This is a genomic window from Nocardia yunnanensis (assembly GCF_003626895.1).
Classification (GTDB): domain Bacteria; phylum Actinomycetota; class Actinomycetes; order Mycobacteriales; family Mycobacteriaceae; genus Nocardia; species Nocardia yunnanensis.
In genome coordinates, this window is the sequence record NZ_CP032568.1 from 1735048 (window position 1) to 1760439 (window position 25392).

Sequence of the window (25392 nt, forward strand, 5' to 3'; positions counted from 1 at the left end):
TGTTCTCCTTCAGGCCGGCGCGGCGCCGGTCGTGATCCAAGCCGCCACGCCGGCGGCGATGGCGGGCGCGTCCTTGACCCACAGGAAGTGGTCGCGGTGCGCGACGGTCGAGTTCTCGTCGATGTGCCAGCGGCTCACCCGCGCGGCGGGCATGCGCGAAACCAGGAAGTCCACATTGGATTTCGGCCCCAGCACGTCCTCGGACAGCGATATGACCAGCACCGGCGCTCGCAGGGCGGTCAGCAGCGAGTTGTAGCGGCGCTTGCTGCCGCGGGGGCGGTAGTAGCTGGTCAGCGAGTGCACCGACCAGTCGATCATCACGCCGCCGGGCATGGGCGCCGGAATCAGCACGCCGCCGGGCCAGTGGCCCTTGAACCGCGACACCAGACCGATCCACTGGATCTGGCTCAGCGCCTCCCACCAGCGGCGCGGGCCGAACGCCCACCAGAACACCGTGCCGGTGCCGAGGACGGTGACCCCCGCGATCCGGTCGGGCTCGGCGGCGGTGAACAGCAGCGCCAGCTGGCCGCCCAGGCTGTGGCCGAACAGGTGGATCGGCGCGCCCGGGAAGCGCTGCTCGACGGCGGTGACGAGGGCGGGCAGGTCGGTCTCGAGCATCTCGCGGTAGCCGAAGTCGCGGTGCTCACCCAGCTTGGGGGTGGACTCGCCGTGTGCGCGCAGATCGCAGGTCGCCACCGAAAGGCCCTGGGCGTGCAGGGCTTTGGCGAGGGCGAAATAGTTCTTGGCCTTCATCGCCATGGCGGGCAGGATCAGCACCACCGGCGCGTCCGCGCGCTGAGCGGGCAGGAACCGGACGGTGAAGGCGACCCCGTCGGTGGGCTCGACCCGGGTGCTTTCCAAGGTGGTGAAATCCGAGCGGAATTCGGGGGTCGCGGTGGTCGCGTCGCTCATCGCGCGTCCGCCTCGGCGATGACCACGTCGCACACGTAGTCGAAGGTGAACTTGGCGACCTGAATATCGTTGTCGTCGAGCAGGATCGCCTTGCCCGACAGCTCGAACCGGGCGGAGGCGGTGGCGGCCAGGATATCGGCCAGTTCGCGCTGATCGACGGTGGCGACCGCGCGGATGCGGCCCTGCGCCGGTTTGCGGTAGGCGGCGGTGCCGCCGCGCAGCACCAGGCGTTCGATCGTGAACAGCCGCGCCGCCGCCGCGCCGACGAAGGCCGCCGCGCCCGCGATGTCGGCGGCGGTGAACAGGGCGCCGGCGTGCACGGTGGACATGTGATTGCGGACCTCGTCCACCGCCGGGATCTCGACCACGGCCCGGTCGGGTCCGACCTCGGTGACGAGGGTGCCGACGTGGCGGCCGAACGGCACCAGCTGCTGCGAGATCGCGCGCAGGTACTCGTAATCGACGGCGTCGGGGTCCAATTCGGGGTAGGCGGCGGCGAATCCGGCCAGGGTGCGGGTGGTCATGCGGAATTCCCTTCGGTGAGGCGGGCGGTGAACGGCGTCTCGGCGCGACGATCGGGGTCTCAGCGCGGTCCGCGCAGTACCCGGCGGGCGATCGACCAGCGCAACACCTCGGACGGCCCCTCGTAGATGCGGAAGGCCCTGGCCTCCACCAGGAATCGGGCCACCAGGTGGTCCTCGCAGACGCCGAGCCCGCCGTGCAGCTGCACCGCGCGATCCAGCACCCGCCAGACCGCCTCGGAGACGAAGGTTTTCGCGATGGAGGTCTCGTGCCGGGCCTGCGCCGAACTCGGGCCGTGGGTGTCGATGGTGTCGGCGACCGCGCGGATCAGGGCGCGCGCGGCGGCGATGTCGATCTCGTTGTCGGCGATGAGGCCCTGGGCGATGCCGTGTTCGGCGATGGGCACGCCGAAGGAGTGCCGGCCGGTGATGTGGTCGGCGGTGAGCTGCTGGGCGCGCACCGCCAGTCCCAGCCAGTTCATGCAGAACGTCAGCCGCGACGGCGCGAGGCGCACCTGCGCCAACTCCAGGCCGCGCCCGACCTCGCCCAGTACGGCGGACTCGGGGACCTCGCAGTCGGTGAACTCGACCTCGCAATGGCCGCCCGGGGCGCTGGTGTGATCCAGCGTCGGCATCCGGCGACCCACGCGCAGACCGGGATTGTCCTGGTCGACCAGGAACATGGTGGGCCCGTCGGAGGTCATGGCCACGCAGATGGTGAACGCCGCGCCATTGGCTCCGGTGGTGAAGTGCTTGGCGCCGTTGATGACCCAGCCGGTGTCGGTCTCCTCGGCGGTGGTGCGCAGCATGCGGGGATCGGCGCCCGCACCGGGGGCGGGCTCGGTCAGGGCGATGGCCGAGCGCACGTCGCCGGCGGCCAGCGGGGCCAGATAGCGTTCGCGCTGTTCGGGATCGGCGACATGCGCCAGCAGGTGGATATTGCCGTCGTCGGGAGCCCAGGCGTTCACCGCCAGCGGGCCCAGCAGGCTCGCGCCCGCCGCCTCGAGCACCTCGGCCTGGGCGCGGGTGTCGAGGCCCAGGCCGCCGTACCGCGGATCCGACAGCGGGCCGAAGACCCCGGCCGCCTTGGCCTTCTTCTGCAGATCCAACCGCAGCGCGTCGTCGGTGACCCGGCCGCCGGCCACCACCTCGCGTTCCACCGGAATGACGTGATCGATCACGAACTGGCTGGTCTTCTCGACCAGTTCCGCCACAGCGCTCATGGGGTCAGTGTCGGACGGGTGTCGTATCCGACGGGCGGGCGATCGTCAATGCCTATCGGGCGAATCGACTGCCGCGTGCGCGCCCCGACGACGCGGCGGTCTCGGACAGGCTGAGCCCGACACCGAGACCGCGTGTGCCGCCTGCTGCGCGGGCCGACGAGGGGATGCGATGACCGAGCTGATGGTCCGGGTGACCGGCCGCCGCGACGTGGCCGAGGGCGTGTTCGCCCTCGAGCTGGCGGCGCGTGGCGGCGGAACGCTACCGGACTGGACGCCGGGCGCCCACATCGACGTGCACGCCGGATCCGCCGGGGTGCGGCAGTATTCGCTGTGCGGCGATCCCGGCGAGCGGTGGCGCTGGCGCATCGCCATCCTGCACGAGCCGGCCGGGCGGGGCGGGTCCGCGCATTTGTTCCGCACCGCTCATCCGGGTACCGAGCTGCGAGTGTCGCTGCCGCGCAACCACTTCGCCCTGCGGGCCGCCGAGGAGTACCTCTTCCTCGCGGGCGGCATCGGGATCACGCCGATTCTGCCGATGCTGGCGGCGGCCACCCGGGCGGGCGCCCGCTGGAGCCTGCACTACGGTGCGCGCACCCGGGCGCATCTGGCCTTCACCGGTGAACTGGCGCGCTACGACCGGGTGAACCTGGTGCCGCAGAACGAATCCGGGCTGCTGCCGCTGGCGGCGCTGCTCGCCGACACCACCGCCACCGTGTACTGCTGCGGGCCCGCGCCGCTGCTCGACGCCGTCGAGGCCGAGGGCGCGCGCCGGGGCCTGACCGTGCACACCGAGCGGTTCGTGCCACGGCGCGTCGATACCGGGGTCGATCGCGCCTTCGAGGTCCGCCTGGCACGCAGTGGTCAGGTGCTGCGTGTCGGGCCGGGCCGCTCCATCGTCGACGTGCTCGAGGCCGCGGGCGTCGCGGTCGTCACCTCCTGCCGGGAGGGCACGTGCGGCAGCTGCGAGACGCCGGTGCTGGAAGGCGAAGTGCAGCACCGGGATTCGGTGCTCACCGCCGCCGAACGGGAATCCGGCGCCACCCTGATGCCCTGCGTGTCGCGGGCCGTCTCAGATGTTCTCGTGCTCGACCTGTGACGCGAGAAGCCCAAGGAAATCCAAGCGAAAGAACGCAGAGAGAAACAGGATGAGGAACACTGCTGCGGCGTCCGCGCTGCTCGCCGCCACGCTGTGCATCGGCGCCGGCGTTACCGGCACCGCCCAGGCGAACCCCGCCGAGACCATCGACTACACGGCCACCGACACCGGGACCTCCACCATCGTTCGCACCGACGCCGGTTCGATGACGGTCGAGGACGGCGTCTTCAAGATCAAGGCCGCCAACGGGACCGTCCTGGCCGGCACCGAACTCTCTTTCCGGGTCGACGATTTCGTCTTCCCCATCGCCGCCGACATCTCCGGCCGCACCGCCACCCTGACTCCCCAGTTCGACGAGGCGCACGCGGTCTACCAGCCGGTGGCCCTGCCCTACGAGGACCAGGCCCCCTGGAAGACCCAGTACGACCGCGAGCAGGCGGCCTGGGGTCGCATGCGCGACACCATCTCCGTCGGCGCCACCATCGGCACCCTGGTCGGCGGTCTCGCCGGCGCGGGCCTGGGCTGCCTGGCCGGCGCCGCCGTCGGCGCCACCCTCACCGGTGCCCTGGCCCTCCTCTTCGGCGCAGGCCCCCTGGCCGGTTGCGTCGCCGGCGCCGCCGCCGTCGGCTTCCTCGGCACCATCGCCGGCCAGATCTTCGTCACCGCCCCCGTCGCCATCGCCGCCGCCATCCAATACTTCACCACGATCAACCAACCCTTCACCCCCGCGAAGTAAGCGGATCAGGCCCGGCGAGTCTCGCCCGGGGGACACGGCCCCGTCCGGATCGGTGATATCCGGACGGGGCCTTCGTCGTCGGGGCGGACCGGCAGGGTCAGCGCGGAAACTTCCTTCCCGCCAACCGTTCTCGGACAGTCAATCCTCCCACCCGACCTCGTTGGCCAAGCCGAACAACCTTGTAAGCGGCAGTTCCGGACGTTCTCGCCGAGAGCCTTGCCACGACGTACGGGCGCTACTCGTCGTCGGTTCTGTCGCGGTGAGCGTGCCGGAGGCCTTCCGTGATCCACCGGAGGTAATCGCCACACTCGGAGAAATCCAGTTCGAAGCCTTGCTGATTCCAGCGATGAGCGCTCCACCGATCATCGATCTCGGCTTGATGGATCGACCTTAGTACCTCGGGCCTCCTCCGCCCGACGACGGCTATTCGCCGACAGGAGTGTCGACGCCTACGAATCCGGATTCGTAGGCGAGGATGACGGCCTGTGTACGGTCTCGCACGCCGAGTTTGGTCAGGATGGCGGAGACGTGGGACTTGATGGTTTCGGCGCCGAGGTACATGCGGGAGGCGATTTCGGCGTTGGACAGGCCGCGGGTCATATGTCGCAGCACGGTGTGCTCACGGTCGGTGAGCGCGGCGCGGTCGAGGGCCGCCCGTGAGGCCGGGTTCGCGTGCCCCATGGCCAAGGTGCGCACGGCTGCGGGATAGAGGAGCGAATTGCCTTCCGCGACTGTGCGAACGGCGTTGGCGATCTCGGCGGGGCGAGCCCTCTTGAGGAGGAAGCCGTCGGCGCCGGCGCGTAGCGCGCGGTAGACGTAGTCGTCGTGCTCGAAGGTGGTGATGATGAGGATTTTGGGCGGGTCGGGCAGTTCGCGCAGGATCACCCGGGTGGTCTCGATGCCGTCCATCAACGGCATGCGCACGTCCATGGCGACCACTGTGGGGCGCAACTGTTTGATCAGGGGCACGACCGCGATGCCGTCAGCGGCTTCTCCGACCACCTCGATGCCGGGCTGGGCGGCGAGGATGGCGCTCAATCCTGCACGGGCCAGCGGTTCGTCGTCGACTAGAAGGACAGAGATCGAGGTCATCGGAGCGGCACTTCCACGCGGACCAGCCAGGCGTTCCCGTCAGGACCGAATTGTGCTCGGCCACCGAGGAGTTCGGCGCGTTCGCGGATGCCGCGCAGGCCGCTGCCCGCACCCGAGGCAGCCGGTGGTTCCGGGAGCGGATTACGGACCTCGAGCTTTAGCTGTTTTGTATCCGCTCGCACCGAAACCTGAATCGGCACGGGCCCGCAGTGGCGCAGGGCATTGGTCAGCGATTCCTGCAGTATGCGATATCCCTCGCGGGTGATCGGGCCGGGTAGCGCGTCGATCGGGCCTTCGACGACGACTTCCATCGGTGCACCGGTGGATCGCGCCGAGTCGATGAGATGTGCCGCCGCCGCGAGCGTGGGGCGTTCGTCGGTGGGCGGGCCGGGTGTGCGTAGGACACGCAGTACCCGATCCAAGTCGTCCATCGCGGCGCGGCCGCTGTTCTCGACGGCATCCAGTGCGCGGCCGGTGAATTCGGGGTCGTCGATGGCGCGGGCCGCGCCCGCCTGCAGCACGATCGCGGTGAGGGCGTGGCCGATGGAATCGTGCAATTCCCTTGCGATGCGATTGTGTTCGAGCAATTGCTCCGTGCGTTGCTCGAGTACGTGCAGACGCTCGGCCACCGAGGGACCGAGCAGCCGGCGGGCAGCGGCGGTGACGAACTCGCCCAGCCCGACGAGGACTGCCAGCGCGACCGCCACGGGCACCGGCACCATCAGCGCCCACAACCGGTGCGGCGCTAGGTGGATCAGGGCGTCCCGGGACGGCGCAGCGCCTGCGGCGGCGCGGATCAGGTCGGTGCACGACCACACCGTGCCCACGATCACCGCCAGCTGCACTACGCTGCACACCAGCCGCAGCTCCATCCACCACACTGTGCGCCAACGATCCGCCCAGGTAGTCGCCGAGGCAGCAGTGATGGATGCGTCGGGCCGGCCACGTTCGCCCGGGGTCAGGAAGAGCTGGGCCTGGATGCCCTCGGCCAGCCGAGCCGCCGGCAGCAACCCGACCGGAATGATCAACAGCGCCGGTACATACAGCCGACCGCTGTCGATGAACAACCAGATCGCCACGACCGCCAGCGGCAGGCACAGATGCAGTCCGCGGGTGTAGGTGACCGCGCGGGTCAGCGGGCGGAGCAGCGCGAACATGGCTCCCATAGTGCCAGGACCGAGTGGGGTGGCCGCTTCCCCCGTCCGGGGGAGAAGATCGGCACGGACGGGGGAGGTTTGACGCGGCGTTCACGGCAAGGCTGATGCCATGACCATGATCGAGGTGCGAGCGCTCAGCAAGGAGTACGGCCGAACCAGGGCCGTCGACGACGTCACGTTCGACGTACTACCAGGCCGGGTGACCGGTTTCCTCGGCCCGAACGGTGCCGGGAAATCCACGACCATGCGACTCGTCCTCGGACTGGATCGCCCCACTTCCGGCACGGCCACCGTGGGCGGCCACCGCTACACAGCGGCCGCGCAGCCGCTGCGGCTGGTGGGAGCCCTGCTGGACCCCGCCGCGGCGCATCCGGGACGCACGGCCCGTGACCATCTGCTCGCGCTCGCGGTAGGGAGCGGCCTGCCTGCTCGCCGGGTGGACGAGGTACTGACGGAGGTCGGGCTGATCTCGGTGGCGCGGAAGCGGATTCGCACCTTCTCCCTCGGCATGCGTCAGCGGCTCGGCATCGCCGCGGCGCTGCTCGGTGATCCCCCGGTACTCATGCTGGACGAGCCCTCGAACGGCCTGGATCCCGAGGGCATCGTCTGGCTGCGGGAAACGCTGCGGCGCTTGGCCCGTGAGGGCCGCACCGTCCTCGTGTCGAGCCATCTGATGGGGGAGACGGCCAGTTTCGCCGATCACCTGCTGGTGCTGGGCCGTGGCCGGGTGCTCGCGGACACCGGGCTGCGCGAGTTCATCGGCGCCCATACGCAACCGCGGGTCCGCGTGCGCACGACGAATCCCGCCCTGTTGCGAGCGACGCTGGCATGCAACGGCATCGAACCGGTTCCCGATGGGCCGGATCGCTGGCTGATACCGGGAGAACAGGCGGACCGCCTCGGGCCGTTGCTGTCCGGGGCCGGAGTCCCGATCCTCGAATTGACCGATGAGGAAACGACATTGGAGCACGCGTACCTGGCCCTGACCGCTGGAGAAGGGGCCCACGCGGCGCGAGCGAAGGAGGCGGCATGACATTCACCTCGGTGTTGCGGTCGGAGTGGATCAAGGTCCGGTCGCTGCCCTCACTGCCCGCGGTCCTTGCACTGCTGTTCGTGAGCACGGTCGGGTTCTCGATCGTGGGCGCGGCGAGCCTGGGTCGGGAGAACGCGCACAAGCCCGGATTCGATCCACTGCTGATGGCGTTCTACGGCATCAACTTCGGGCAGGCCGCGGCGATCTGCTTCGGCGCGGCCTGCGTCGCGGCCGGGTATCGCGGTCAAGGCGAACGGATATGGCTGGTGGCCGTGCCCCGCCGCGGCTTGCAGTACGCAGCCGCGTTGACAGTCGTAGCGGGATCGGCCTGCGTCGTGGGGGTGCTGACCGGGCTGACGTCGTTCCTGTGCGCCCGGCCTTTTCTGGACTCGGCGCGGCTCGAATTTAATGATCCGGCGGTGTGGCGTGCGATCCTCGGCTGCGGCCTCTATGCCGCCTTGATGGCACTGTTCGCGGCCGGGCTGGCGGCCCTGTTCCGCAGCGGCGCGCTGGCGATGGGACTGCTTGTCCCGCTCGTGCTTCTGTTGTCGTTCACCCTCGGTGATGTCGGAGGGGGCGCCACGTCGGCGGAATTCCTGCCCGACCGCGCCGGGCGGCAGGTCCTGCTGTCGCATCCTGCCGGAGCGCTCGGTCCGTGGACCGGTTTGCTGGTCGCCGCACTGTGGGCCGCAGCGGCCGTAATGGCAGGCTGGCTGGTCATGCACCGCCGCGATCTGTGAGCAGCGAGTCGTGCACAGCTTGTTCCGCGCCCTCGCCGCTGCCCTGTTGATCCCGGCATCCCGCGTGTTCGCGCGAGGTAATTCGGACTGCGCTGCAGGGTATTCCGGCGAAATCAACTGCCACCCAACACAGAGATTTCTGCACCGAGCCACGCAGCCTTGAACTCCTTCTCCACATCCGCGGCTTAAGTCTCCACTCGGAAACAGCAGTACTCACAACGCACCAAACTCGGCATTACCGCGCACTTCAGTCGACTATGGCCAGCTGGTCAGGGGTAGGGGTCCGTGCTGGAGGTGGCGGTTACCGAGGTCGCATGGGTGCGGGGGAGACGGCCATGCCCGGATCACCGATCCGGGCATGGCCTCTGCGCCTGTCTTGGACGAGGTCGAGCTCTCAACCGAGGTGGTGGAGTGCAGCGGCAAATTACGTTGTGAGCCAAGAGGAAAATGTGTCGGCGTGGCCGGGGTCCCAGTCGTGGGACTGGCGGGTGTAGAAGCGGACGGACAGGCCGCTCGGGCTGCGGGTTACGAGCAGCCAGCCGAGTATGCCGCGCAGGATTCCGGAATGTTCGAGGTTGAGGGTGTTCAGACGGTTGGCGAGGAGGTTGAGATCGTTGCGGGTGTGGACTGCGAAGGTTACGGGGTCGAGTGCGGCTGTTCGGTTGGCAGCGTCTGGGTTCAATCGCAGTTCCAGGGGGGCTTCCACGCCGGGGATGTGGACGATGTAGGCGAATACGTCACCGTCGACGGTGTGGTGGTCCCAGCGCGGGTCGTGTTGGGCGCCAACGACTGCCGACCACCAGGCCAGGTCGGCGGCGAGGTCGGTGACGAAGATCTTGAGGTGGTGGATTCCGTCGAAGCCGGTGGGGGTGGTCATGGGTGTGCTCTGCGGAACGGTCCGTCGAGGGCGGCCCATTGCAGCAGCATGATCGTTTTGGCGTCGGCGATTTCTCCGGTGCGGATCATGGTGAGGGCGTCGTCGAAAGGGATTTCGACGGTTTGGATGTCTTCGCCCTCGGCGGCGACGCCGTGGCTGTCGGTGTCGGAGCGGGCGGAGTCGAAGGGGGCCGCGAAGAAGTGCAGGCGTTCGGTTACCGAGCCTGGGCTCATGTAGACCTGAAAGACGGCCTCCGTCATGCCGATTCGGTGTCCGGTTTCCTCTGCTGCTTCCCGGCGGATCGCCTCGTGTGGGGCCTCGCCGTCCAGGAGGCCGGCCGCGGTTTCCAGCAGCATGCCGTCGGGGTGTCCGTTGACGTAGGCGGGGAGCCGGAATTGGCGGGTCAGCAGGACCGAGCGGCTGCCGGTGTTGTAGAGCAGGATGGTCGCGCCGTCGCCGCGGTCGTAGGTCTCGCGCTGCTCACGGCTCCAGTGCCCGTCGCGGTGTTGGTAGTCGAAGGTGGTGTTGCGCAGCACCGACCAGTGACACGAGAGCACTTCGACGTCGTGCACGCGGACGCGAGGATTGCCGGTCAGGTCGCGGCCGTGGCGGTCCAGGCCGGTTCGACCGCGACGGTCGGGGGTGTCGATGCCGGCGGTCATCGTCGCACCGCGGCGGGCTGGGTGAACGCGTCGAGGTGCTCGGACAGGAACGACTCCAGCGTGCGTGGCGGCCGCCCCAGGACGCGGGCCACCGTATCGGTCGGCCGTTCCGGCTGTGCGACGGCCAGCTGTTGGATTTCGACGATGTGATCGGCGAGCCAGTCCGGGAGTCCGGACCGCTCGACGAGCTCGGCGCGGAAGTCACTGGGCGACAGATCGACATAGCGGATCGGAACGCCGAGCAACCCGGTCAGCTGTCCGGCGAGCTGTGCGTAGCTGTAGGTCCTTGACCCGGTGAGAGTGTAAGTACCGCCTGCGATTTCGCGCCGAGTGAGGGCCGCTGCAGCGACATCGGCGATGTCGCGGCAGTCGATGAAGTTGCAGGCGGCCGCGCCCAGTGTTCCGCTGATCACCCGATGCGCGGCGATCGAGGGTGCGAGCGAGAGCAGTTTCTGCATGAACGCGTAGGGACGCAGGATCGTATGGGCCATACCGGAATTCCGCAGCACCTCCTCGATCGCGAAATGCCAGCGCGCGATGGCGACCGGCGAATCCGGCGCGGCGGTGGGAGCGGAGAGCTTCACGACATGGCCGATACCGCACTCGGCCGCGATATCGATTGCGCGAGTTTCGAGTTCGACCTGGTCCGGTCTGTTGACCATGGTCAAGAACAGTTGCGTCGCCCCGGAGAACGCGGCGCGCAGCGAATCCGCATCGGTCGCGTCCGCGTGCCGAACATCGACACCTGCCAGAGCAAAGGCCTTCTCACGCAACTGATCCGGCTCTCGGCTCAGCGCTCGGCAGGGGACTCCCGAGCCCGCAAGGCGACGCAGCAAGGCGTTGCCGGTCGCACCGGTCGCGCCCATGATGACGATCATTGGTTTTCCTTCCGATGGATCGAACTCCAGCGCCACGCGACAATCGTGGAGGCCACGGCCGCGGCGAGGGGGACGTCGATGCGTATGCGCTCGGCGAACCACGAGGTGCGGAGGAGTAATTCGGCGATCACCGCCGCGAGTGCGGTCGCGCCGAGACCGAACGTCGCCGCGACGGCCGCCGGTGCGGCATGCCGCAGCCACGCAATGCCTGTTTGGCTGTGCTGCAACCACATTCCGAGCAGGAATGCGACGACAGCGGACGTGCCCGCGATCGACGTCACCGCCGCGATCATCAACCCGGGCTGCCGAGTGATCAAACCGCCCGCACCCGCACAGAGCGCGGGCGCCAAATAGGCGAACACGACCTCGCGCCACAGCACGAACCGCGGTGACGCTGCCGTTGCACTCATTTGATTAGCCACCTAACTACATGGGTAGAGATGGGCTACTCGTGCCGCTGTGCTGATCAGTCGTCGGACAGCGCGCCGATGCCTTGGCTGATGCGTTCGAGCAGATCGAGGAACGTGGTGCGCTCGGCGGACGTCAGCGCCCCGGCCATTGCCTGTAGACGAGCGAAATGCTCAGGAGCCATCTCCCGCAACCTCTTCGCGCCACGAGCGGTCAGCACGACCATCACACTGCGACCGTCTTCCGTCGAGTCCCGCCGGCACACCAGCCCCTGCTGTTCCAAGCTCGCGATGAGTCCCGTCACCGTCGCGCGAGTCACTCCGAGAATCGCTGCCAAGTGCGACGGCGACAATTCGCCGTCCGCATCCTCCAATGCCGCCAGCAACCGATACCGCCCGGTGGACAAGCCGAACCGCGCGAAGTGCGCCTCCGACGCCTTGACCAGGCCGGCCCCGACCGCGAGCAGCCGAACGGCAACCAGCACCACCTGCGGATCGACAGCATCCTCGAGTCCATACCGCCGGATCTGCGAGCGCGCCTGCGCCAGCGTAGGCGCCTGAAGCGCTTCGTGATCCGAGGCCATGAATCTAGTATGGCACCTAACTAAGCACCCGTCAAAGTACTCCGGACCCCCGCCGAACCGGCTACCCATGGCGTAGGCGGGCCAGTCCCTGGCTCATCCGGCTTGGACGAAGGTTTCGCAGTCGAGACCCTTGGTGGTGCTTGGCGTTTCGACCACCACGGTGCCGTTCACCGTGATGCTGCAACGCAGTTCGGCGCCGGGGAGCGTGCCGCCGTAGATCTTCACCGGGAACGGGGAGTCTGCGGTGAGGGTCCGCTCGACGTGGACCGGGCTACCTGGTTTCACAGTCTGTCCGCCCATATGGGTTTCGGAGGCAATTTGCCAGGTCATGTTCGTGACATTGCCGCTGCCGTGGATTTCGACGATGACCGTGTACGACTTTCCCGCGGACTTCGAGGTGGGGCCGGTGGTCGCGCTACGCGGTCCGGCGCTGAGGTTCGCGCTGGAACCGCTTCGGCTGCTCGGACCGGCGGTGTCTGTCGATCCCGGGTGGTCGGAGGCAGCCCCTCCGGCGGAATCGTTGGGGGTGCAACCGGTGACGAACAGGGTCGCGGTTGCGGCGGTCAGGGCGGCGATGATGAATCTCATCGAACTTCTCCAGCTTTCAGTGATGTGCGGTGATCCGGGTGAGCATGGTGTCGAGTCCGTCGCCGGTGAGTTCGTCGCGGAGCGCGGTGCGGCCGGTGACGAGCAGGAGCAGCGCCATGATCGGTCCGCGGATCTCTCGGCCGGCGCCGAGCGCCCAGTCGATATCGGTGGCGCGCAGCCGGATTCCGTCCAGGCGGTGACCGTCCCAGACCGGCCGGCCGATGCGCGCGGCGCGGGCGGTGGCGGCCGCGACCGCGGTCGAGTCGACCGGCAGCGGGCGTCGTAGCGGCAGGGCGATGTCCTGGCCGTGCACGATGACGTCGAACAGGATGTTGCGGTAGTTGGTCGGCGCGGGCAGCCGCCGGGACGCGGCGTCTCGGCGCAGCTGCGAAACCAGTTCGGACACAGGGTGGTTCGCGTACGCGACGGTCAATTGGTCGATCATGCGGTTGTAATTGCCGCGGGCGCGCAGGCCGGCGGTCAGCAGGGTGCGCACCGGCATGGGCTGCGGCGTCAGCGCGAGATGCGCGGCGACGTCTCGCACGCGCCAGTTCGCGCACAGCGACGGCGTTTCCCATTCCTCCGGCGTCAACCCGGCCAGCAGGTCCGCGATCGCGAGGCGCTGCTGTTCGATGACCGCCCAACTGGTTTCGCGGTCCATCCGAACCACTTCCCTCCGAGATATTGGTCAGTATCTCTTACTAATTTTGGTCAGCTACTCTTACTACTGTCAAGAGCGAGAGGAGTGCGGTGGCGGACGGGGAGATGAATGTGGGGTTATTGATGTTCATTGCCGCCCGGTCGATGGAGCAGCGGACCTTCGCCGCGCTCGCCGAGGCCGGCTACGGCGACATCACTGTTGCGCAGAGCCGGGTCGCGGCGCGGATCGGTCCGGAGGGCACCCGGCTGACCGAGTTGGCGGAGCAGGCGCAGGTCACCAAGCAGACCGCGGGATTCCTGATCGATCAGCTCGAACGCGCGGGGTATGTGCGGCGCGTCCCGGACCCCACCGACGCGCGAGCGCGGCTGGTCCGTCTCACCGACCGCGGGTCGGCCATGGCACGTTTCGCCAATGGCGTCTCGACCGCGATCGAGTCCGAGTGGGCCGATCATCTCGGCCGCACCCGCATGCGCCAGTTGCGTGACATCATGACGCGGCTGCGCGAGATCACCGATCCGTACATGTGACGCGCCGGAGAGCGGCACCCGGGCGAGGGTTGCGGGTCAAGCCTCGACCGCCTCGCGCAGCGCGCGGAATTCCGAGGCGAGGGCATCGAGGGTGTAGTGGGCGTTGAGGCCGCTGGGGTTGGGCAGCACCCACACCCGGGTGTCACCGATGCGTTCGGGCTGGGGGCCGACCACGGTGCGCGGACGACCGAAGGCCGTGCGGTAGGCGCCGATGCCGAGTACCGCCAGCACGCGCGGACGATACGTCTCGACCCGCTCGACCAGGGCGCGGCCGCCGGCGCGCAGTTCCTCCGGGGTCAGTTGCTCGGCTTTGGCGGTCGTGCGTGCGGCCACATTCGTGATCCCCAAGCCCAGGCCGAGCAGTTCCCGCTGGTCGGCGGGCAGCAGTTGGCGCGGCGTGAAGCCGGACCGGTGCAAGGCCGGCCAGAACCGATTGCCCGGGCGGGCGAAGTGGTATCCGGTGGCGCCCGACCACAATCCCGGATTGATGCCGCAGAACAGCACGCGCAAGCCGGGCCCGATCAGATCGGGAATCGTCTTGTCCTGCGCGGCGGCCAGATCCGCGGGTGAGGGCCGAGGTGACGAACCGGAAGGCATGCGTTCAGTCTGCCCGGTGCCCGACCGCGGCCGATCGCGCACGCCCTCATCGCCCTCGGGGGAGTTGTCACCTTTCGGCCGGGATTGGCGCGATCGGTTCCCCGCAAACCGGCTGCGTTCTGGCCCGCGCCGTGCAAGATGCTGCCGGATATCGGGTACGCGCGGTCCAAATGCTGGTCGGCAGGGAGGTGGGAGGACGATGGATCGCATCGACAGCGGTGATGCCACCACGCGCCTGTTGCTGAACCACATCCTCGCCCGCTGGTCCACGGTCGAGGACTTCATCACCTACATGCGCGGGCTGCTCGACGATCCGACACTCGAGCTCCCGGCCGTCGTGCCCCTGCCGCCCCGGGGCCGCCACCACCGCGAAACCGCCTCCTAGCGCAGGGAATCGGGACGAGGGCGCCGGTCATTCGTATGGATACGATGACCGCGTGGAGACGCGGGAGCTGAGGTATTTCGTCGCCGTCGCCGAGGAATTGCATTTCGGGCGGGCGGCGCAACGGCTCCTGATAGCGCAACCTCCGCTGTCGCGGGCCATCCAGCGACTCGAGCGGCGGCTCGGAGTCCTGCTGCTGCATCGCACTTCGCGCGCCATCTCCCTGACCGAGGCGGGTTCGGTGCTGCTGCAGCAGGCGCGGCTCGCCCTCGAAGCGATCGAAGCGGCCGAGCAGCGCACTCGCCGCGCCGGCGCCGATCGGCCCGGTATCGTGCTGGCCGTCAAGACGGGCGCGTCCAGAGAACTGCTGTCGACACTGTTGGACGCCTACGCCGCCGAACCGGACGCGGTCCCGGTCGAGGTGAAGCTGTGCGGGCCCGGTGAATCAGAACGACTGCTACGCAACGGATGTGCCGATGTCGCCCTGCTGCTGCGCCCGTACGACACGGCGGCCGGTTTCGACACCGAGGACCTGCGCACCGAGCAGCAGATCGCGGTCCTGCCCGCGGCCCACCCCTTGGCGGGCCGACCCCACCTTTCGATGGCCGAGCTCACCGCGATCCCCGACCTCCCCCTGCCCCGCTGGCCCCGAGCCGACGGCAGCTATCCGGAGGGCCCCGGCCCCGAGGTTCGCGACCAAACCCAGCTGACCCAGCTGATCGCCCTCGGCCGAACCTGCTCCCTCATGCCGGAATCGCTTCGCCCCCAGCTCCACGCCGACCACGCCCTCCTCCCGGTTCCCGATGCTCCAACTGTCACCACCGTCATCGCCTGGCCACCCCACACGAAGTCCCAGCCTGTCGCCGCCCTCATCCGTACGGCCACAAGCCTTTGTGCCGGCGTCGACTAGCGTGCGGACAACTCTCGATCGGCCGATCGGATCTCGGAATGGAATGGACTGCGGCGAAACAGAATTCACCGGGGGCTGATCGAATTCGAGGACATCGCAGTCCAGAGAGGATGGCACCATGACCGGCATCAAGGTGAACGACACCGTCGCATCGCGCGTCGGCGAACTGACCGAGGTTTTCCAGCGCGGGCTGGACGAGAAGCTGGGAGTCGGCGCCTCGCTCGGCATCCGGCTCGACGCCGCGGGAGATGGCTTCACCCGCTACCACCTGGACCCGAATCCGGCCACCATCAACGCCATGTTCACCGTGCACGGAGGCGTGATCGCCACCCTGATGGACACCGCCATGGGCAGCGCCGTGTTCACCCGACTCGGTGACAACACCGCCTATACGACCCTCGAATTGAAGGTCAACTTCATCCGCTCGGTCGCCATCGACGGCAAACGCCTGACCTGCGAGGCCACCGCCGTGCACGTGGGCCGGCGCACCGCGACCGCCGAGGGCCGCATCACCGACGCCGACGGCAAGCTCATCGCGCACGGTTCCACCACCGTCCTGGTGCTGGGCCCGCAGGGCTGACCGCCCGACGCGAAAAGGCCCGGCTCCCTGGGGAAGCCGGGCCGCAGCCGTCGTGGCGTCACGCCAACGCGCGACACTGCCCGATGAATCGGGCCAATTCGTCGACGCGATCGCTGCGCGCGTCCACCGCCCGATCGATCACCTTGAGCAGATGCTCGTACGCCTCGGTGTGGTCGTAGTCGGCGACCTCGGCGATGCGCAGCGCCCACCGCCAGTACCCGCGCAGCGTATCCGCCAGCGGCATTCGGAATCCCGCGATCACGTCCCGGATCGGCGCGACCGCCGCGTCACCCTGCACCCGCAGGTAGCGGCCCACCACATCGGCCATGAAACTGAAATGGCGTGCCTCGTCGCGCGCCAGCCTGCTCAGCACCGCCGCCAGCACGGGATCGCCGCAGACGTCTCGCAACTGGTGGTAGTACAGCTGTGTCGCCTTCTCCTGCACCAGCGCATAGGCGAAGAACTGCACCGGATGCTCGTAGGGCAGATCGAACGGCTTACGACCCTCCACCGCCAATTCGCCACGCAGAGCGGATCTTTCAGCGATACCGGACGCCACCTGATACCGCGCGAGCGCGCGGGCGTGGGTGTCCTCCTCGAGCGCCCAGCGCACCGTGAAATGGTAGAGCTCGCGATTGTGGACGAACGCGGGCAGCTCCACGCTGTCGTTCACCGGGAAGCAGCGCTGATACACCTCGAAGTACCCCGGCAGATGGTCCTCGATGAACGTGACGAACTGGACTGCCGAGCGCTGTCCCTCGGTCAGTCGTCCGGCGTCGGCCGCGGTCCAGTCGAAGGCGGTTTCCACGTCCCAGGCGCGGGCGGCGGGCGAGGCGGCCAGGAAGCCGTCGACCGCCGCCACCAGTTCACCGACCGGCAGCAGCGCGGATTCGATGCTCATCGTTACTCCTGACGGCTAGCGGGCCTTGCGGCAGCCCAGTGCGTAATGCTTTGTGGTGTAACCCCATCCGGCATTGGCCACCTCGAGATAGTGCCGCAGCTTGGCGGCCAGGCCGGGTTGGCGGCCGTCGATGGCGTCGGCGGCGGCGTCCACATTGGCGATCCAGTCCTCGATGGTGCGCCGGTAGTGGTCGGTGAGGTCGTCGACCGAGGTGATCGTGAAGCCGGCGTCCTCGGCGGCGGTGACCAGGTCCGACAGCGGCCGCAGATCACCCCAGCCGAAGATGTCGGAGCGCACGAACTCGGTGCCGGCCCGCTCGTCGAAGGCGCGGCGGGCGGCGGCATTGCGAAAGCAGCTCTCCGAGACGTAGAGCGTCCCGCCGCGGCGCAGCACCGTGCGGGCGCGGCGGAACACCTCGCCCAGATCGGGCATGTGCACGATGGACCCGAGCATGGTGACCGCGTCGAAGCTGCCCGCGGGCAGTTCGAGCCGCTCGAAATGCCCGACGCGCGTGTGGACTTGGCGTTCGACCCCGCGGGCTTGCGCCTGTGCGGCGATGTAGTCGTGCTGGCGCGGCGCGGGGCTGATGCCCAGGGTGTCGCAGCCGTACTCCTGGGCCATGAACAGGATCAGCGAACCCCAGCCGCACCCGATGTCGAGCAACCGCTCGCCGCCCTGGATGCCGAGGCGGCGGGCGACGAACCGCAGCTTGTTGCGCTGGGCGAGTTCGAGGCTGTCGCCGTCGTTGTCGTAGAGCGCGGAACTGTACTTGCGCAACGGATCCAGGAACTGCCCGAAGATCTCCGGGTCCAGATCGTAGTGCTGGTTGGTGTCGGCGGTGACGGTCATGCCGCGTCCCGCAGCGCCCGGTCGACGACCACGGCCACCTGGGCCAGGGTCGCGGTGCCGAAGACGTCTTCGTCCTCGAGTTCGATGTCGTAGGTGCGTTCGATGCGCGCGATCATGCGCAGCACCCGCACCGAATCCACGCCCGCCATGGCGCGCAGATCGGCGTCGGGGGTCAGCTCCGCGGCGGGCAGTCCGGTCTCGGCGACGGCGATCTCGGTGACGGTGCGCAGGGTGTCGTCGGTGCTCATGTGGGAACTCCATTCGGGGAGAGGGCATTTGCCATGGTGAGGGCCTGGTCGAGCACGGCGACCTCGTCGTCGCGCAGGGACAGCTGATGGCGCACGGAATCGAGCGCGAAGGGACGGTAGGTGGCGGTCGAGGAGGCGCAGCTGTGGCCGTCGGCGTCGAGGATCTCGGCGCTCGCCTGGATCAGGTCGCCGGCGTCCGGAGCCGACAGCGTTGCCACGCAGCGGTATTCGTGATCGACCAGCAGCGGGGCGAGGAAGCGGGTGCGCTGGGAGACCGTGAAGGCGGGCACGTGGCGGACCAGCACGATCAGGTTGCCCATCGTCTCGTCGCAGACGACGCCGGTCAGGCCGCCGTGCACGATGCCCGGATAGGACTCGAAACAGCGGTCCAGGCGGAAGCGCGCCTGTAGACCGTCCGGGTGCGCGGTGAAACTCAGGCGCAGCCCGGAAGGATTGTGCGGGGAACAGCCGAAGCAGTGGTAGTCGGGGATGACCGACCAGGGCACGGGAACGGTCGCGGGATTCGCGGCGGCGGGAGACGGCATGGCCGCGGCTAGGCGATGGCCTCGGCCAGCGCGCGGCGGACCTTGGCATTGCTGGACAGGTCCAGCCCGGTCATGGTCGCGAAGGTGCGGCGCACCTTGTCGTGCAGCACGTCCAATTCGCCGTCGGCGGCGACCTGTTCGAGGAACAGCTCGAATCCGGTGTCGATGGTCTCGTGGTCGCCGAGTTCGGCGATCCCGGCCTTGAACGTGCTGACCGGATGCTTGATCTTGGCCTCGGAGCTGTACACGTACAGGGTCTCGAGGACGGAGGGCAGCTCCTGCGGCCGGCGCGCCAGCCGCCCGGTCGCGTAGTGGATGAACTCGCGCGCGTGCCCGGCCTCGTCGCGACTCGCGTTGAGCAGCAGCGACTTCAACACCGGCTCCCGCACCCACGCCGACACCGCGCGGTAGACGTGGTTGACGGTCAATTCGGAAATGATGTTGGTGGCCAGCGTCGCCGAGGGCGTGGTGCCCGGGGCGTAGGGCTCGCGCATGGCGTCCACCGCGCGGTCCTCGACATCCTCGCCGATCGCCCGCAGCCAGGTCCGGAAGGCGTAGTGGTGCTGTACTTCCTGGTAACCCCACACCACGGCGAAGGTGGAGAAGTCGTAGTCGTCGACGAACTCGGCCAGGAAGCCGTGCACGGCCGCGATCACATTGGATTCGCCCATGGCGGCGCTCTTGGCCAGGGTCACGTACTCCGGCCGCACCAGGTCCTGGTCGACGGTGTCGAAAGCCAGATCGCCCAGCTTCCAGTGCAGGCGCTCGTAGTGGCGGAAGACGTCATAGCTGTGCACGGGTGCCTCCGGTCGGCGTGGGTCGAATGGCGTTGGGCGTCAGGGAATATCAGCGGCGGCGGTGCTGCCGCGGTGCTGTGCGACGAGTTCGCGGGCGGCGAGGCGGCGCAGTTTGCCGCTGCTGGTGCGCGGGATGGTGCGCGGCGGCACGAGATGGACCTCGACGGCCGTCAGACCCAGCTCGGCGGCCACCCGATCCCGGATGGCTCGCGCGAGGGCGGTCGCCGCGTCGCCGTCGAGTTCGGTTTCGGCGATGAGCGCGATCACGTCCGCCCCGTCGGGGTCGATCGCGGCGGTGCAGCGCTGCTTGTGGATGCCGTCGAGATCCCGCACCGTGGCTTCGACGTCCTGGGCGTAGTGGTTCACGCCGCGCACGGTGATCATGTCCTTGCACCGGCCGGTGACGAAAAGCTCACCGCCACGCCGATAGCCGAGGTCGCCCGTGCGCAGCCAGCCGTCGACGAAACGGTCCGCCACCGCGGCGGGGTCGGCGCTGAGATAGCCGTCGGTGACCGACGCGCCGCGAACGAGGATCTCGCCGACGCGGCCGTCGGGCAGCTCCACGCCGGAATCGGTGGACACCACCCGCAATTCGAGGCCGGCCACGGCCGAGCCGACTCCGGCCACCGCCCGCGCGCCGGCCTGTCCCGGCGAAACCGGTTCGGCGTACTGGGCGTCGGCCAGCAGCGCCCGGTCCACCCATTCGAACAGCGGATCGCGGCCCAGCGGCGGGAACGCCACGGCGAGAGTGGCCTCGGCCATCCCGTACACGCCGAACATGGCGCTCGGCGCGAACCCGGCGGGGGCGAAGCGGTCCAGGAACCGGGCCACCACCTCCTGTGAAATCGGTTCCGCGCCATTGAAGGCGATACGCCAGCGGCTCAGATCGTATTCGGTCACCTGCTCCGGGGGGATCGCGCTCAGCAGCGCCTCGTAACCGAAACTCGGCATGGCGGTGATGGTGGTGCCGCTGGCGGCGAACTCGCGCAGCCATCGCGCCGGATCCTTGACGAACGCCATCGGCGACCACAGGTGCGCCGGGATGCCGCGCAGGATCGCCGACAGCGTCCCGAACAAACCCATATCGTGGAACAGCGGCAGCCAGAAGCCGCCTTGATCCTCGAGATCCAGCGCGATGCCGCGGCGGATGGCGGCCAGACCGGCCATCACCTGCCGGTGGGTCAGCCGCACCCCCTTGGGCAGGGCGGTGCTGCCGGAGGTGAACTGCACAACCGCCAGATCGTCGGGTCTCGGGACCGGCAATGGCACGCCGGCGTCACCGCAAAGCGCTGTGGTATCGGAAAGCACGGTGGTATCGGAAAGCGCTGTGGTATCGAGGAATTCGACCGCGACGGCGTCGCCCAGCAGTGGCACCAGCTCCGCGAAGCGCGGCGACACCAGCACCGTGCGCATCCCCGCCGCCGCGGTGATGGCGGCCAGCTGCGCGGGATAGCCGCCCGCGCGGCGAGTGCTCGCCGGCAGCGGCAGAGGAGTGGCGGCCGCGCCGGCGGCGGCGACGCCGAAGAAGCTCACCAGGAATTCCGGAGCGTTCGGGCACAGGATGCCCACCGGCTCACCACGGCGGACCCCGTGGCCGATGAGCGCCGCGGCTGCCGCCCGGGAGGCGCGAAACAGTTCGGCATAGTCCACGCGTTCGCCGGTGGACCAGAAAGTCGCCGCCACCGTGGGGTGCTCGGCGGCGATGAATGCGAGCCGATCGGTCAGCGTGCCTTCGGAATTCGCGGAATTCATGACCGCCACGACAACAGTGCCGGGTGTCCGGGCGCTGAACACGTTGTTAAACGACGGCGCCGATAACCAGCCTCGATCGGCCAATTGTACTGGGCGATAAGGCGATACGGCGATCGCTCGATAGGCGTCGGCAATGGCCGTCCGAGCGGCCGTGCCCGCCGGTGAGGATGAACTCGCGAAATGGCAGTCACAATTCAGGAGTCGCCGGTGAGTTCAGAACCCGTCGCCGTCGCGGCAATGACCCGAGTACAGCAGGCCGTCGTCGAGAGCGTCGCACCGCACCTGCGGCACAACCCCTACGACAGCTACCGGATTCTGCGCGCCGCCGGGCCTTTCGTGCCCGGCCCCCACGGCACCCACCTGGTCACCCGCCACGCCGAGGCGCAGGCCATTCTGACCGATTCGCGCTGGAGTCACGCCGAGGAGCCGCAACTACTGCACGGCGACAGCGATGTGGAGCTGCCCGGGTCGTTTCTGTGGATGGAGCCGCCGGACCACACCAGGCTGCGCGGACTGGTCGGCAAGGCGTTCACCGCCCGCACCGTCAGTGGATTGCGTGAGCGCGCCGCACAATTGGTCGACCAGTTGCTGGCCGAGATCCTCGCCGAGCGCGAGGTGGATCTGTTGGAGGCGCTCGCCTATCCGGTGCCGCTCACCCTCATCTGCGAGATGCTCGGCGTGCCCGAGGAGGCGCACGCGCAGGTACGGGCCATGTCGGCCGGTATCGCCCGCGGTCTCGACCCGGACGTGCTGCTCAGCGCCGAGGAGCTGGCCGCGCGCACCGCGGCCGTGCACGAATTCACCGCTTTCTTCGGTGATCTCGTCGAGCAGCGGCGCCGTGATCCGCGGCCCGATCTCATCACCGCGCTCGTGCAGGCCGAGGAGGCCGGGGTGCGGCTGACGCACACCGAGCTCATCGGCACCCTGCTGATCCTGGTGGTGGCCGGCCACGAGACGTCGGTAAACCTGATCGGTAACGGCGTGCTGGCCCTGATCCGCGAGCCCGCCGAATTCCAGCGGCTGCGCGCCGATCCCGACCTGGCCGGCGTCGCGGTCGACGAGGTGCTGCGCTACGACGCGCCCGTCCACCTGACCACCCGTACCGCGCGCGCCGAGATCACCGTGGGGGAGCGAACTTTCGTGCCCGGTGACGCGGTGATCGTGCTGCTCGGGTCGGCCAACCGCGATCCGGAAGCCTTTTCCGGCGCCGACCGTTTCGATCTGAGCCGATATCTGCCGGGGCGCGAGACCGAACGGCACCTGTCGTTCGGACTGGGCCTGCACTACTGCCTGGGCGCGCCGCTGGCTCGCATGGAGATGCGAACCATATTGCACGCGTTGGGAACTCGCGTGACCGAACTGAGCCTGCTGGCCGAACCGCCGTATCGGCCGAATGTGGTCGTGCGCGGCATGTCCGAACTGCGTGTCCGTGTGGAGGGCCGATGAGCACCGCTGTTCCCGAAATCACCTTCGACGCTTTCGATTCCGCGCATCGCGCCGACCCGTACCCGGCCTACCGGCGCGTGCGCGACGCGGCGGCGCTGTTCCCGTACCGGTTCGGGGACGTGCCGGTCACACTGATCACCCGCTACGACGAATGCGCGGCCATCCTCACCGGCGCGGACTGGGGACACGGGTACGCGGCCGGCATCAGCCCCTTCCGCGACACCACCGCCGCGATTCCCGGGTCGTTCGTGCGCATGGATCCGCCCCAGCACGGCCGCTACCGCAAGCTGGTGGCCAAGGCGTTCACACCGCGCATGGTCGGCGAGCTCGCACCGGTCGCGGGGAAGGTGGTCGACGATCTGGTCGATATCGCCTTGGAGCGCGGCGAATTCGACGTGCTCGAGGATCTCGCGGTCCCGTTGGCGGTGGCCATGATCCCGGTGCGGCTGCTGGGCGGCGATCCCGCCGACGGCGCGCGGTTCCGGGAATGGCAGCTGGCGATCGCGCGCGGCAGCGACCCCGATTCGCTGCTCGAACCCGCCGACATCGAGGCGCGCGGACGGGCGGCACTGGCCTGCCTCGGGTACTTCGGTGAACTGGCCGCGCGACGCAAGCGGGAACCGGGCCCGGATCTGCTCAGCGAACTGGTGGCGGCGAGCGCGGACGGACAGACCCTGACCGACGCCGAGGTCGTCGGCATGGCACTGCTGTTGCTGGTGGCCGGGATGGAGACCTCGATCAACTTGATCGGCAACGGGCTGCTGGCGCTGCTGCGGCATCCCGAACAGCTCGAATTGCTGCGTGCACGGCCCGAACTCGTGGAACCGGCGCTGGACGAGATGCTGCGCTACGACGCGCCCACCCAGTTCACCATCCGAGTCGCGTTGGCCGACACGGTGGTCGGCGGGCGGCGGTTCCGGCGCGGGGACGGGGTGGTGGTGCTCACCGCGTCGGCCAGCCGCGACGACCGCGTGTTTCCGGACGCCGACAGCTTCGACGTGACCCGCTACGCCGGGAACCGGCCTGCCCGTAAGCATTTGGGCTTCAGCCTCGGCGTCCACTATTGCGTGGGCGCGCCCTTGGCCAGGCTCGAGGCGGCGGCCGCGATCCGCGCGCTGCTCGAACGGGCGCCGCAGCTGCGACTGGCCGCGGACAACGTCGACTACCGGCTCAGCCTCATCCACCGCGGTGTGATGGCGCTGCCGGTGACGGTATGAGCCGGGACGACCGGCACGCCATCGTCATCGGGGCGGGCATCGCGGGACTGCTGACGGCCCGCGTGCTGGCCGAATTCTGCACGCGGGTCACCATTCTCGAACGCGACACCGCCGACGCGGGCACGGTGCGGCGCGGCGTCGGGCAGGGGCGGCACCTGCACGGACTGCTGGACCGGGGCCGCGCCGTCCTGGAGGACCTCTATCCCGGCTGCACCGCCGAGCTGGTGGCGGCGGGAGCGCACACCGCCGAGGTGCTCGTCGGAACCCGGTGGTACATCGGAGGATTGCGAGTGATGCCCACCGCTACCGGTCTCACCTCGGTGATCGCCACGCGCCCGCTGCTGGAGTCGGTGTTGCGGCGCCGGACAGTGGCGTTGTCGAATGTCGAGCTGCGCGAGGGGATTACGGTCCGGGGGCTGACGGGAAACGGTGAACGCATCACCGGGGTTCGGGTGGCGTCCGACGGAGGGCCGCGACCGGACGGCGTTCCCGCGATGGCAGGAGCGGACCTGGGCGGTGAGGCCACCGACGAGGCGGCGACGTCTGCCGGTGGCCGGGAGTGCTGCGCGGGCGCCGAAACCGCAGCGGTCCCCGAGGATCCGGTCTTGCATGCGGATTTGGTCGTGGACGCGAGCGGGCGCGGGTCGCGGATCTGCGAGTGGCTGCGGGCGTGCGGCGCGCCGGTGCCCGGCGAGGAGCGTCTGGCGGTCGACCTCGGTTATGTGTCGCGGTACTACCGCCACCGGGAGGGACTGCTCGACGGGCAGCGCTCGGCGATCGTCTCCACCGGGGCGGACGGTCGCGGGGGCGGGGCGGTCCACGTCGAAGGCGACCGCTGGCTGGTCACGCTCGCCGGCATGGCGGGCGACCATCCGCCGGCCGACGCGGCGAGCTTCGGGGCCTACGCGGCGACCCTGTCCGCGCCCGATATTCACGACATAGTCTCGGCCACGGTACCTCTCGGGGACCCGGTGCCCTTCCGCTTCCGATCCTCGGTACGCCGCCGCTTCGATCGGCTGCCCGCCGTGCCCGCGGCGCTGATCGTGCTGGGCGACGCGCAATGCGCGTTCAACCCGCTGTACGCGCAGGGCATGACGGTGGCGGCGCTGCAAGCGGCCGTGCTGCGCGAGTGCCTGCGCCTCGACCTGTCGCTCGATGAGCTGCCCGCACGCTTCTACGCCACCGCCGATGCGCCGACCACCACGGCCTGGCAGCTGGCGGCGTCCTCGGACCTGCGGCACCCCGCGGTGACGGGCCGTCGCGGATTGCGGACACGTCTCGCCAATGCCTATGTGGCGCAAGCGCAGCGCGCCGCGCACCGGGATCCGCTGGTGGCGCGCACGTTCATGCGGGTCGCCCATCTCGTCGAACCGCCTGCCGCGCTGCTGCAACCGGCGCTCGCGGCTCGAATCTTGCTGCGCGGCAACGGTGCCGCGTCCGTCGAACCTGTCGATCGTTGAGTCCAGGAGGACAC

General features: G+C 69.0%; 30 protein-coding genes. 11 read left to right on the forward strand and 19 right to left on the reverse strand.

What is annotated here, in order from left to right:
- Positions 1–9: 9 nt before the first annotated feature.
- The 3 genes from D7D52_RS07915 to D7D52_RS07925 are packed head-to-tail and all read right to left on the reverse strand — an operon-like array spanning position 10 to position 2656.
- Positions 10–912, reverse strand: a complete 903-nt coding sequence (locus D7D52_RS07915; protein ID WP_120735725.1) for an alpha/beta hydrolase family protein — start codon at positions 910–912, stop codon at positions 10–12.
- Complete coding sequence (locus D7D52_RS07920) at positions 909–1436, reverse strand: YiiD C-terminal domain-containing protein (protein ID WP_120735726.1); 528 nt, start codon at positions 1434–1436, stop codon at positions 909–911. Before D7D52_RS07920 ends, D7D52_RS07915 begins: the two co-directional genes overlap by 4 nt.
- 59 nt (positions 1437–1495) lie before the next feature.
- Positions 1496–2656, reverse strand: coding sequence for an acyl-CoA dehydrogenase family protein (locus D7D52_RS07925; protein WP_120735727.1), 1161 nt, complete (start codon positions 2654–2656; stop codon positions 1496–1498).
- A 169-nt stretch (positions 2657–2825) separates the two neighbouring features.
- On the opposite strand from D7D52_RS07925, the gene D7D52_RS07930 reads away from it, so the two are divergent.
- Both D7D52_RS07930 and D7D52_RS07935 read left to right on the forward strand, forming a co-directional pair.
- Positions 2826–3752: a PDR/VanB family oxidoreductase gene (locus D7D52_RS07930; RefSeq protein WP_120735728.1), complete on the forward strand. Its 927-nt coding sequence runs from the start codon at positions 2826–2828 to the stop codon at positions 3750–3752.
- A 49-nt stretch (positions 3753–3801) separates the two neighbouring features.
- Positions 3802–4488, forward strand: a complete 687-nt coding sequence (locus D7D52_RS07935; protein WP_120735729.1) for a DUF8020 domain-containing protein — start codon at positions 3802–3804, stop codon at positions 4486–4488.
- Positions 4489–4911: 423 nt separating this feature from the next.
- On the opposite strand, the gene D7D52_RS07940 is transcribed toward D7D52_RS07935, so the two are convergent.
- Together D7D52_RS07940 and D7D52_RS07945 are read right to left on the reverse strand one after the other, a co-directional pair.
- On the reverse strand, positions 4912–5580 hold the full coding sequence (locus tag D7D52_RS07940; RefSeq protein WP_120735730.1) for a response regulator transcription factor: 669 nt from the start codon (positions 5578–5580) through the stop codon (positions 4912–4914).
- A complete protein-coding gene (locus D7D52_RS07945) occupies positions 5577–6737 on the reverse strand; it encodes a sensor histidine kinase (RefSeq protein WP_120735731.1) in 1161 nt (386 codons plus the stop codon). The genes D7D52_RS07940 and D7D52_RS07945 overlap by 4 nt, the downstream gene beginning before the upstream one ends.
- Positions 6738–6846: 109 nt before the next feature.
- On the opposite strand from D7D52_RS07945, the gene D7D52_RS07950 reads away from it, so the two are divergent.
- Together D7D52_RS07950 and D7D52_RS07955 are read left to right on the forward strand one after the other, a co-directional pair.
- Positions 6847–7770, forward strand: coding sequence for an ABC transporter ATP-binding protein (locus D7D52_RS07950; protein WP_120735732.1), 924 nt, complete (start codon positions 6847–6849; stop codon positions 7768–7770).
- A complete protein-coding gene (locus D7D52_RS07955) occupies positions 7767–8510 on the forward strand; it encodes an ABC transporter permease (RefSeq protein ID WP_120735733.1) in 744 nt (247 codons plus the stop codon). Before D7D52_RS07950 ends, D7D52_RS07955 begins: the two co-directional genes overlap by 4 nt.
- A 424-nt stretch (positions 8511–8934) precedes the next feature.
- Here the strand turns inward: D7D52_RS07955 and D7D52_RS07960 are convergent, their stop codons facing one another.
- From D7D52_RS07960 to D7D52_RS07990, 7 genes are all read right to left on the reverse strand, one after another.
- Positions 8935–9387, reverse strand: coding sequence for a VOC family protein (locus D7D52_RS07960; protein ID WP_120735734.1), 453 nt, complete (start codon positions 9385–9387; stop codon positions 8935–8937).
- Positions 9384–10049 carry an NUDIX domain-containing protein gene (locus tag D7D52_RS07965; RefSeq protein ID WP_120735735.1) on the reverse strand — a complete coding sequence of 222 codons (666 nt, stop codon included), beginning with the start codon at positions 10047–10049 and terminating at the stop codon, positions 9384–9386. The genes D7D52_RS07960 and D7D52_RS07965 overlap by 4 nt, the downstream gene beginning before the upstream one ends.
- Positions 10046–10927, reverse strand: coding sequence for an NmrA family NAD(P)-binding protein (locus D7D52_RS07970; protein WP_120735736.1), 882 nt, complete (start codon positions 10925–10927; stop codon positions 10046–10048). The genes D7D52_RS07965 and D7D52_RS07970 overlap by 4 nt, the downstream gene beginning before the upstream one ends.
- Entirely contained in the window at positions 10924–11307 is a 384-nt protein-coding gene (locus tag D7D52_RS07975) for a hypothetical protein (protein WP_222932796.1), read from the reverse strand. Before D7D52_RS07975 ends, D7D52_RS07970 begins: the two co-directional genes overlap by 4 nt.
- An 86-nt stretch (positions 11308–11393) precedes the next feature.
- On the reverse strand, positions 11394–11918 hold the full coding sequence (locus D7D52_RS07980) for a MarR family winged helix-turn-helix transcriptional regulator (RefSeq protein ID WP_120735738.1): 525 nt from the start codon (positions 11916–11918) through the stop codon (positions 11394–11396).
- A gap of 93 nt (positions 11919–12011) precedes the next feature.
- Positions 12012–12506: a hypothetical protein gene (locus D7D52_RS07985; protein WP_120735739.1), complete on the reverse strand. Its 495-nt coding sequence runs from the start codon at positions 12504–12506 to the stop codon at positions 12012–12014.
- 16 nt (positions 12507–12522) lie between these two features.
- On the reverse strand, positions 12523–13167 hold the full coding sequence (locus tag D7D52_RS07990; protein ID WP_120735740.1) for a maleylpyruvate isomerase family mycothiol-dependent enzyme: 645 nt from the start codon (positions 13165–13167) through the stop codon (positions 12523–12525).
- A gap of 122 nt (positions 13168–13289) precedes the next feature.
- On the opposite strand from D7D52_RS07990, the gene D7D52_RS07995 reads away from it, so the two are divergent.
- Entirely contained in the window at positions 13290–13694 is a 405-nt protein-coding gene (locus D7D52_RS07995) for a MarR family winged helix-turn-helix transcriptional regulator (protein ID WP_246023687.1), read from the forward strand.
- A gap of 36 nt (positions 13695–13730) precedes the next feature.
- On the opposite strand, the gene mug is transcribed toward D7D52_RS07995, so the two are convergent.
- Positions 13731–14291 (reverse strand): G/U mismatch-specific DNA glycosylase, encoded by a 561-nt coding sequence (gene mug / locus D7D52_RS08000; RefSeq protein WP_120743908.1) that lies wholly within the window; start codon positions 14289–14291, stop codon positions 13731–13733.
- A 199-nt stretch (positions 14292–14490) separates the two neighbouring features.
- Here mug and D7D52_RS08005 point away from each other — a divergent pair, with 199 nt between their 5' ends.
- From D7D52_RS08005 to D7D52_RS08015, 3 genes are all read left to right on the forward strand, one after another.
- Positions 14491–14676, forward strand: a complete 186-nt coding sequence (locus tag D7D52_RS08005; RefSeq protein ID WP_120735742.1) for a hypothetical protein — start codon at positions 14491–14493, stop codon at positions 14674–14676.
- Between the two features lie 52 nt (positions 14677–14728).
- Positions 14729–15583 carry a LysR family transcriptional regulator gene (locus tag D7D52_RS08010; protein WP_120735743.1) on the forward strand — a complete coding sequence of 285 codons (855 nt, stop codon included), beginning with the start codon at positions 14729–14731 and terminating at the stop codon, positions 15581–15583.
- Between the two features lie 118 nt (positions 15584–15701).
- A complete protein-coding gene (locus D7D52_RS08015; protein WP_120735744.1) occupies positions 15702–16163 on the forward strand; it encodes a PaaI family thioesterase in 462 nt (153 codons plus the stop codon).
- Between the two features lie 58 nt (positions 16164–16221).
- Here the strand turns inward: D7D52_RS08015 and D7D52_RS08020 are convergent, their stop codons facing one another.
- Genes D7D52_RS08020 through D7D52_RS08045 form a run of 6 tightly spaced genes read right to left on the reverse strand, consistent with a single transcriptional unit; the run spans position 16222 to position 21255 of the window.
- Entirely contained in the window at positions 16222–17064 is an 843-nt protein-coding gene (locus D7D52_RS08020) for an acyl-ACP desaturase (RefSeq protein ID WP_120735745.1), read from the reverse strand.
- 15 nt (positions 17065–17079) lie between these two features.
- On the reverse strand, positions 17080–17913 hold the full coding sequence (locus D7D52_RS08025) for an SAM-dependent methyltransferase (protein ID WP_120735746.1): 834 nt from the start codon (positions 17911–17913) through the stop codon (positions 17080–17082).
- Complete coding sequence (locus D7D52_RS08030) at positions 17910–18161, reverse strand: acyl carrier protein (RefSeq protein ID WP_120735747.1); 252 nt, start codon at positions 18159–18161, stop codon at positions 17910–17912. The genes D7D52_RS08025 and D7D52_RS08030 overlap by 4 nt, the downstream gene beginning before the upstream one ends.
- Positions 18158–18706, reverse strand: coding sequence for a PaaI family thioesterase (locus tag D7D52_RS08035; protein ID WP_120735748.1), 549 nt, complete (start codon positions 18704–18706; stop codon positions 18158–18160). The genes D7D52_RS08030 and D7D52_RS08035 overlap by 4 nt, the downstream gene beginning before the upstream one ends.
- 8 nt (positions 18707–18714) lie before the next feature.
- Positions 18715–19503, reverse strand: coding sequence for a ferritin-like domain-containing protein (locus tag D7D52_RS08040; RefSeq protein ID WP_120735749.1), 789 nt, complete (start codon positions 19501–19503; stop codon positions 18715–18717).
- A 39-nt stretch (positions 19504–19542) separates the two neighbouring features.
- Positions 19543–21255, reverse strand: coding sequence for an AMP-binding protein (locus tag D7D52_RS08045; protein ID WP_120743909.1), 1713 nt, complete (start codon positions 21253–21255; stop codon positions 19543–19545).
- A gap of 207 nt (positions 21256–21462) precedes the next feature.
- Between D7D52_RS08045 and D7D52_RS08050 the strand changes: the two genes are divergently transcribed.
- The 3 genes from D7D52_RS08050 to D7D52_RS08060 are packed head-to-tail and all read left to right on the forward strand — an operon-like array spanning position 21463 to position 25378.
- A complete protein-coding gene (locus D7D52_RS08050) occupies positions 21463–22701 on the forward strand; it encodes a cytochrome P450 (RefSeq protein WP_120743910.1) in 1239 nt (412 codons plus the stop codon).
- Entirely contained in the window at positions 22698–23918 is a 1221-nt protein-coding gene (locus D7D52_RS08055; protein ID WP_120735750.1) for a cytochrome P450, read from the forward strand. The genes D7D52_RS08050 and D7D52_RS08055 overlap by 4 nt, the downstream gene beginning before the upstream one ends.
- Positions 23915–25378 (forward strand): FAD-dependent oxidoreductase, encoded by a 1464-nt coding sequence (locus D7D52_RS08060; RefSeq protein WP_120735751.1) that lies wholly within the window; start codon positions 23915–23917, stop codon positions 25376–25378. The genes D7D52_RS08055 and D7D52_RS08060 overlap by 4 nt, the downstream gene beginning before the upstream one ends.
- The last annotated feature ends 14 nt before the right edge of the window (positions 25379–25392 follow it).

Excerpts from the sequence above, each read along its gene's own strand:
- D7D52_RS07915 (WP_120735725.1), bottom strand. The coding sequence starts at position 912 with ATGAGCGACGCGACCACCGCGACCCCCGAATTCCGCTCGGATTTCACC.
- D7D52_RS07930 (WP_120735728.1), top strand. The coding sequence starts at position 2,826 with ATGACCGAGCTGATGGTCCGGGTGACCGGCCGCCGCGACGTGGCCGAG.
- D7D52_RS07940 (WP_120735730.1), bottom strand. The coding sequence starts at position 5,580 with ATGACCTCGATCTCTGTCCTTCTAGTCGACGACGAACCGCTGGCCCGT.
- D7D52_RS07935 (WP_120735729.1), top strand. The coding sequence starts at position 3,802 with ATGAGGAACACTGCTGCGGCGTCCGCGCTGCTCGCCGCCACGCTGTGC.
- D7D52_RS08005 (WP_120735742.1), top strand. The coding sequence starts at position 14,491 with ATGGATCGCATCGACAGCGGTGATGCCACCACGCGCCTGTTGCTGAAC.
- D7D52_RS07960 (WP_120735734.1), bottom strand. The coding sequence starts at position 9,387 with ATGACCACCCCCACCGGCTTCGACGGAATCCACCACCTCAAGATCTTC.
- D7D52_RS07945 (WP_120735731.1), bottom strand. The coding sequence starts at position 6,737 with ATGTTCGCGCTGCTCCGCCCGCTGACCCGCGCGGTCACCTACACCCGC.
- D7D52_RS07965 (WP_120735735.1), bottom strand. The coding sequence starts at position 10,049 with ATGACCGCCGGCATCGACACCCCCGACCGTCGCGGTCGAACCGGCCTG.
- mug (WP_120743908.1), bottom strand. The coding sequence starts at position 14,291 with ATGCCTTCCGGTTCGTCACCTCGGCCCTCACCCGCGGATCTGGCCGCC.
- D7D52_RS08055 (WP_120735750.1), top strand. The coding sequence starts at position 22,698 with ATGAGCACCGCTGTTCCCGAAATCACCTTCGACGCTTTCGATTCCGCG.
- D7D52_RS07990 (WP_120735740.1), bottom strand. The coding sequence starts at position 13,167 with ATGGACCGCGAAACCAGTTGGGCGGTCATCGAACAGCAGCGCCTCGCG.
- D7D52_RS07925 (WP_120735727.1), bottom strand. The coding sequence starts at position 2,656 with ATGAGCGCTGTGGCGGAACTGGTCGAGAAGACCAGCCAGTTCGTGATC.
- D7D52_RS08035 (WP_120735748.1), bottom strand. The coding sequence starts at position 18,706 with ATGCCGTCTCCCGCCGCCGCGAATCCCGCGACCGTTCCCGTGCCCTGG.
- D7D52_RS08030 (WP_120735747.1), bottom strand. The coding sequence starts at position 18,161 with ATGAGCACCGACGACACCCTGCGCACCGTCACCGAGATCGCCGTCGCC.
- D7D52_RS07955 (WP_120735733.1), top strand. The coding sequence starts at position 7,767 with ATGACATTCACCTCGGTGTTGCGGTCGGAGTGGATCAAGGTCCGGTCG.
- D7D52_RS07985 (WP_120735739.1), bottom strand. The coding sequence starts at position 12,506 with ATGAGATTCATCATCGCCGCCCTGACCGCCGCAACCGCGACCCTGTTC.
- D7D52_RS08045 (WP_120743909.1), bottom strand. The coding sequence starts at position 21,255 with ATGAATTCCGCGAATTCCGAAGGCACGCTGACCGATCGGCTCGCATTC.
- D7D52_RS07970 (WP_120735736.1), bottom strand. The coding sequence starts at position 10,927 with ATGATCGTCATCATGGGCGCGACCGGTGCGACCGGCAACGCCTTGCTG.
- D7D52_RS08020 (WP_120735745.1), bottom strand. The coding sequence starts at position 17,064 with ATGAGCATCGAATCCGCGCTGCTGCCGGTCGGTGAACTGGTGGCGGCG.
- D7D52_RS07995 (WP_246023687.1), top strand. The coding sequence starts at position 13,290 with ATGTTCATTGCCGCCCGGTCGATGGAGCAGCGGACCTTCGCCGCGCTC.
- D7D52_RS08060 (WP_120735751.1), top strand. The coding sequence starts at position 23,915 with ATGAGCCGGGACGACCGGCACGCCATCGTCATCGGGGCGGGCATCGCG.
- D7D52_RS07950 (WP_120735732.1), top strand. The coding sequence starts at position 6,847 with ATGACCATGATCGAGGTGCGAGCGCTCAGCAAGGAGTACGGCCGAACC.
- D7D52_RS08015 (WP_120735744.1), top strand. The coding sequence starts at position 15,702 with ATGACCGGCATCAAGGTGAACGACACCGTCGCATCGCGCGTCGGCGAA.
- D7D52_RS07920 (WP_120735726.1), bottom strand. The coding sequence starts at position 1,436 with ATGACCACCCGCACCCTGGCCGGATTCGCCGCCGCCTACCCCGAATTG.
- D7D52_RS07980 (WP_120735738.1), bottom strand. The coding sequence starts at position 11,918 with ATGGCCTCGGATCACGAAGCGCTTCAGGCGCCTACGCTGGCGCAGGCG.
- D7D52_RS08025 (WP_120735746.1), bottom strand. The coding sequence starts at position 17,913 with ATGACCGTCACCGCCGACACCAACCAGCACTACGATCTGGACCCGGAG.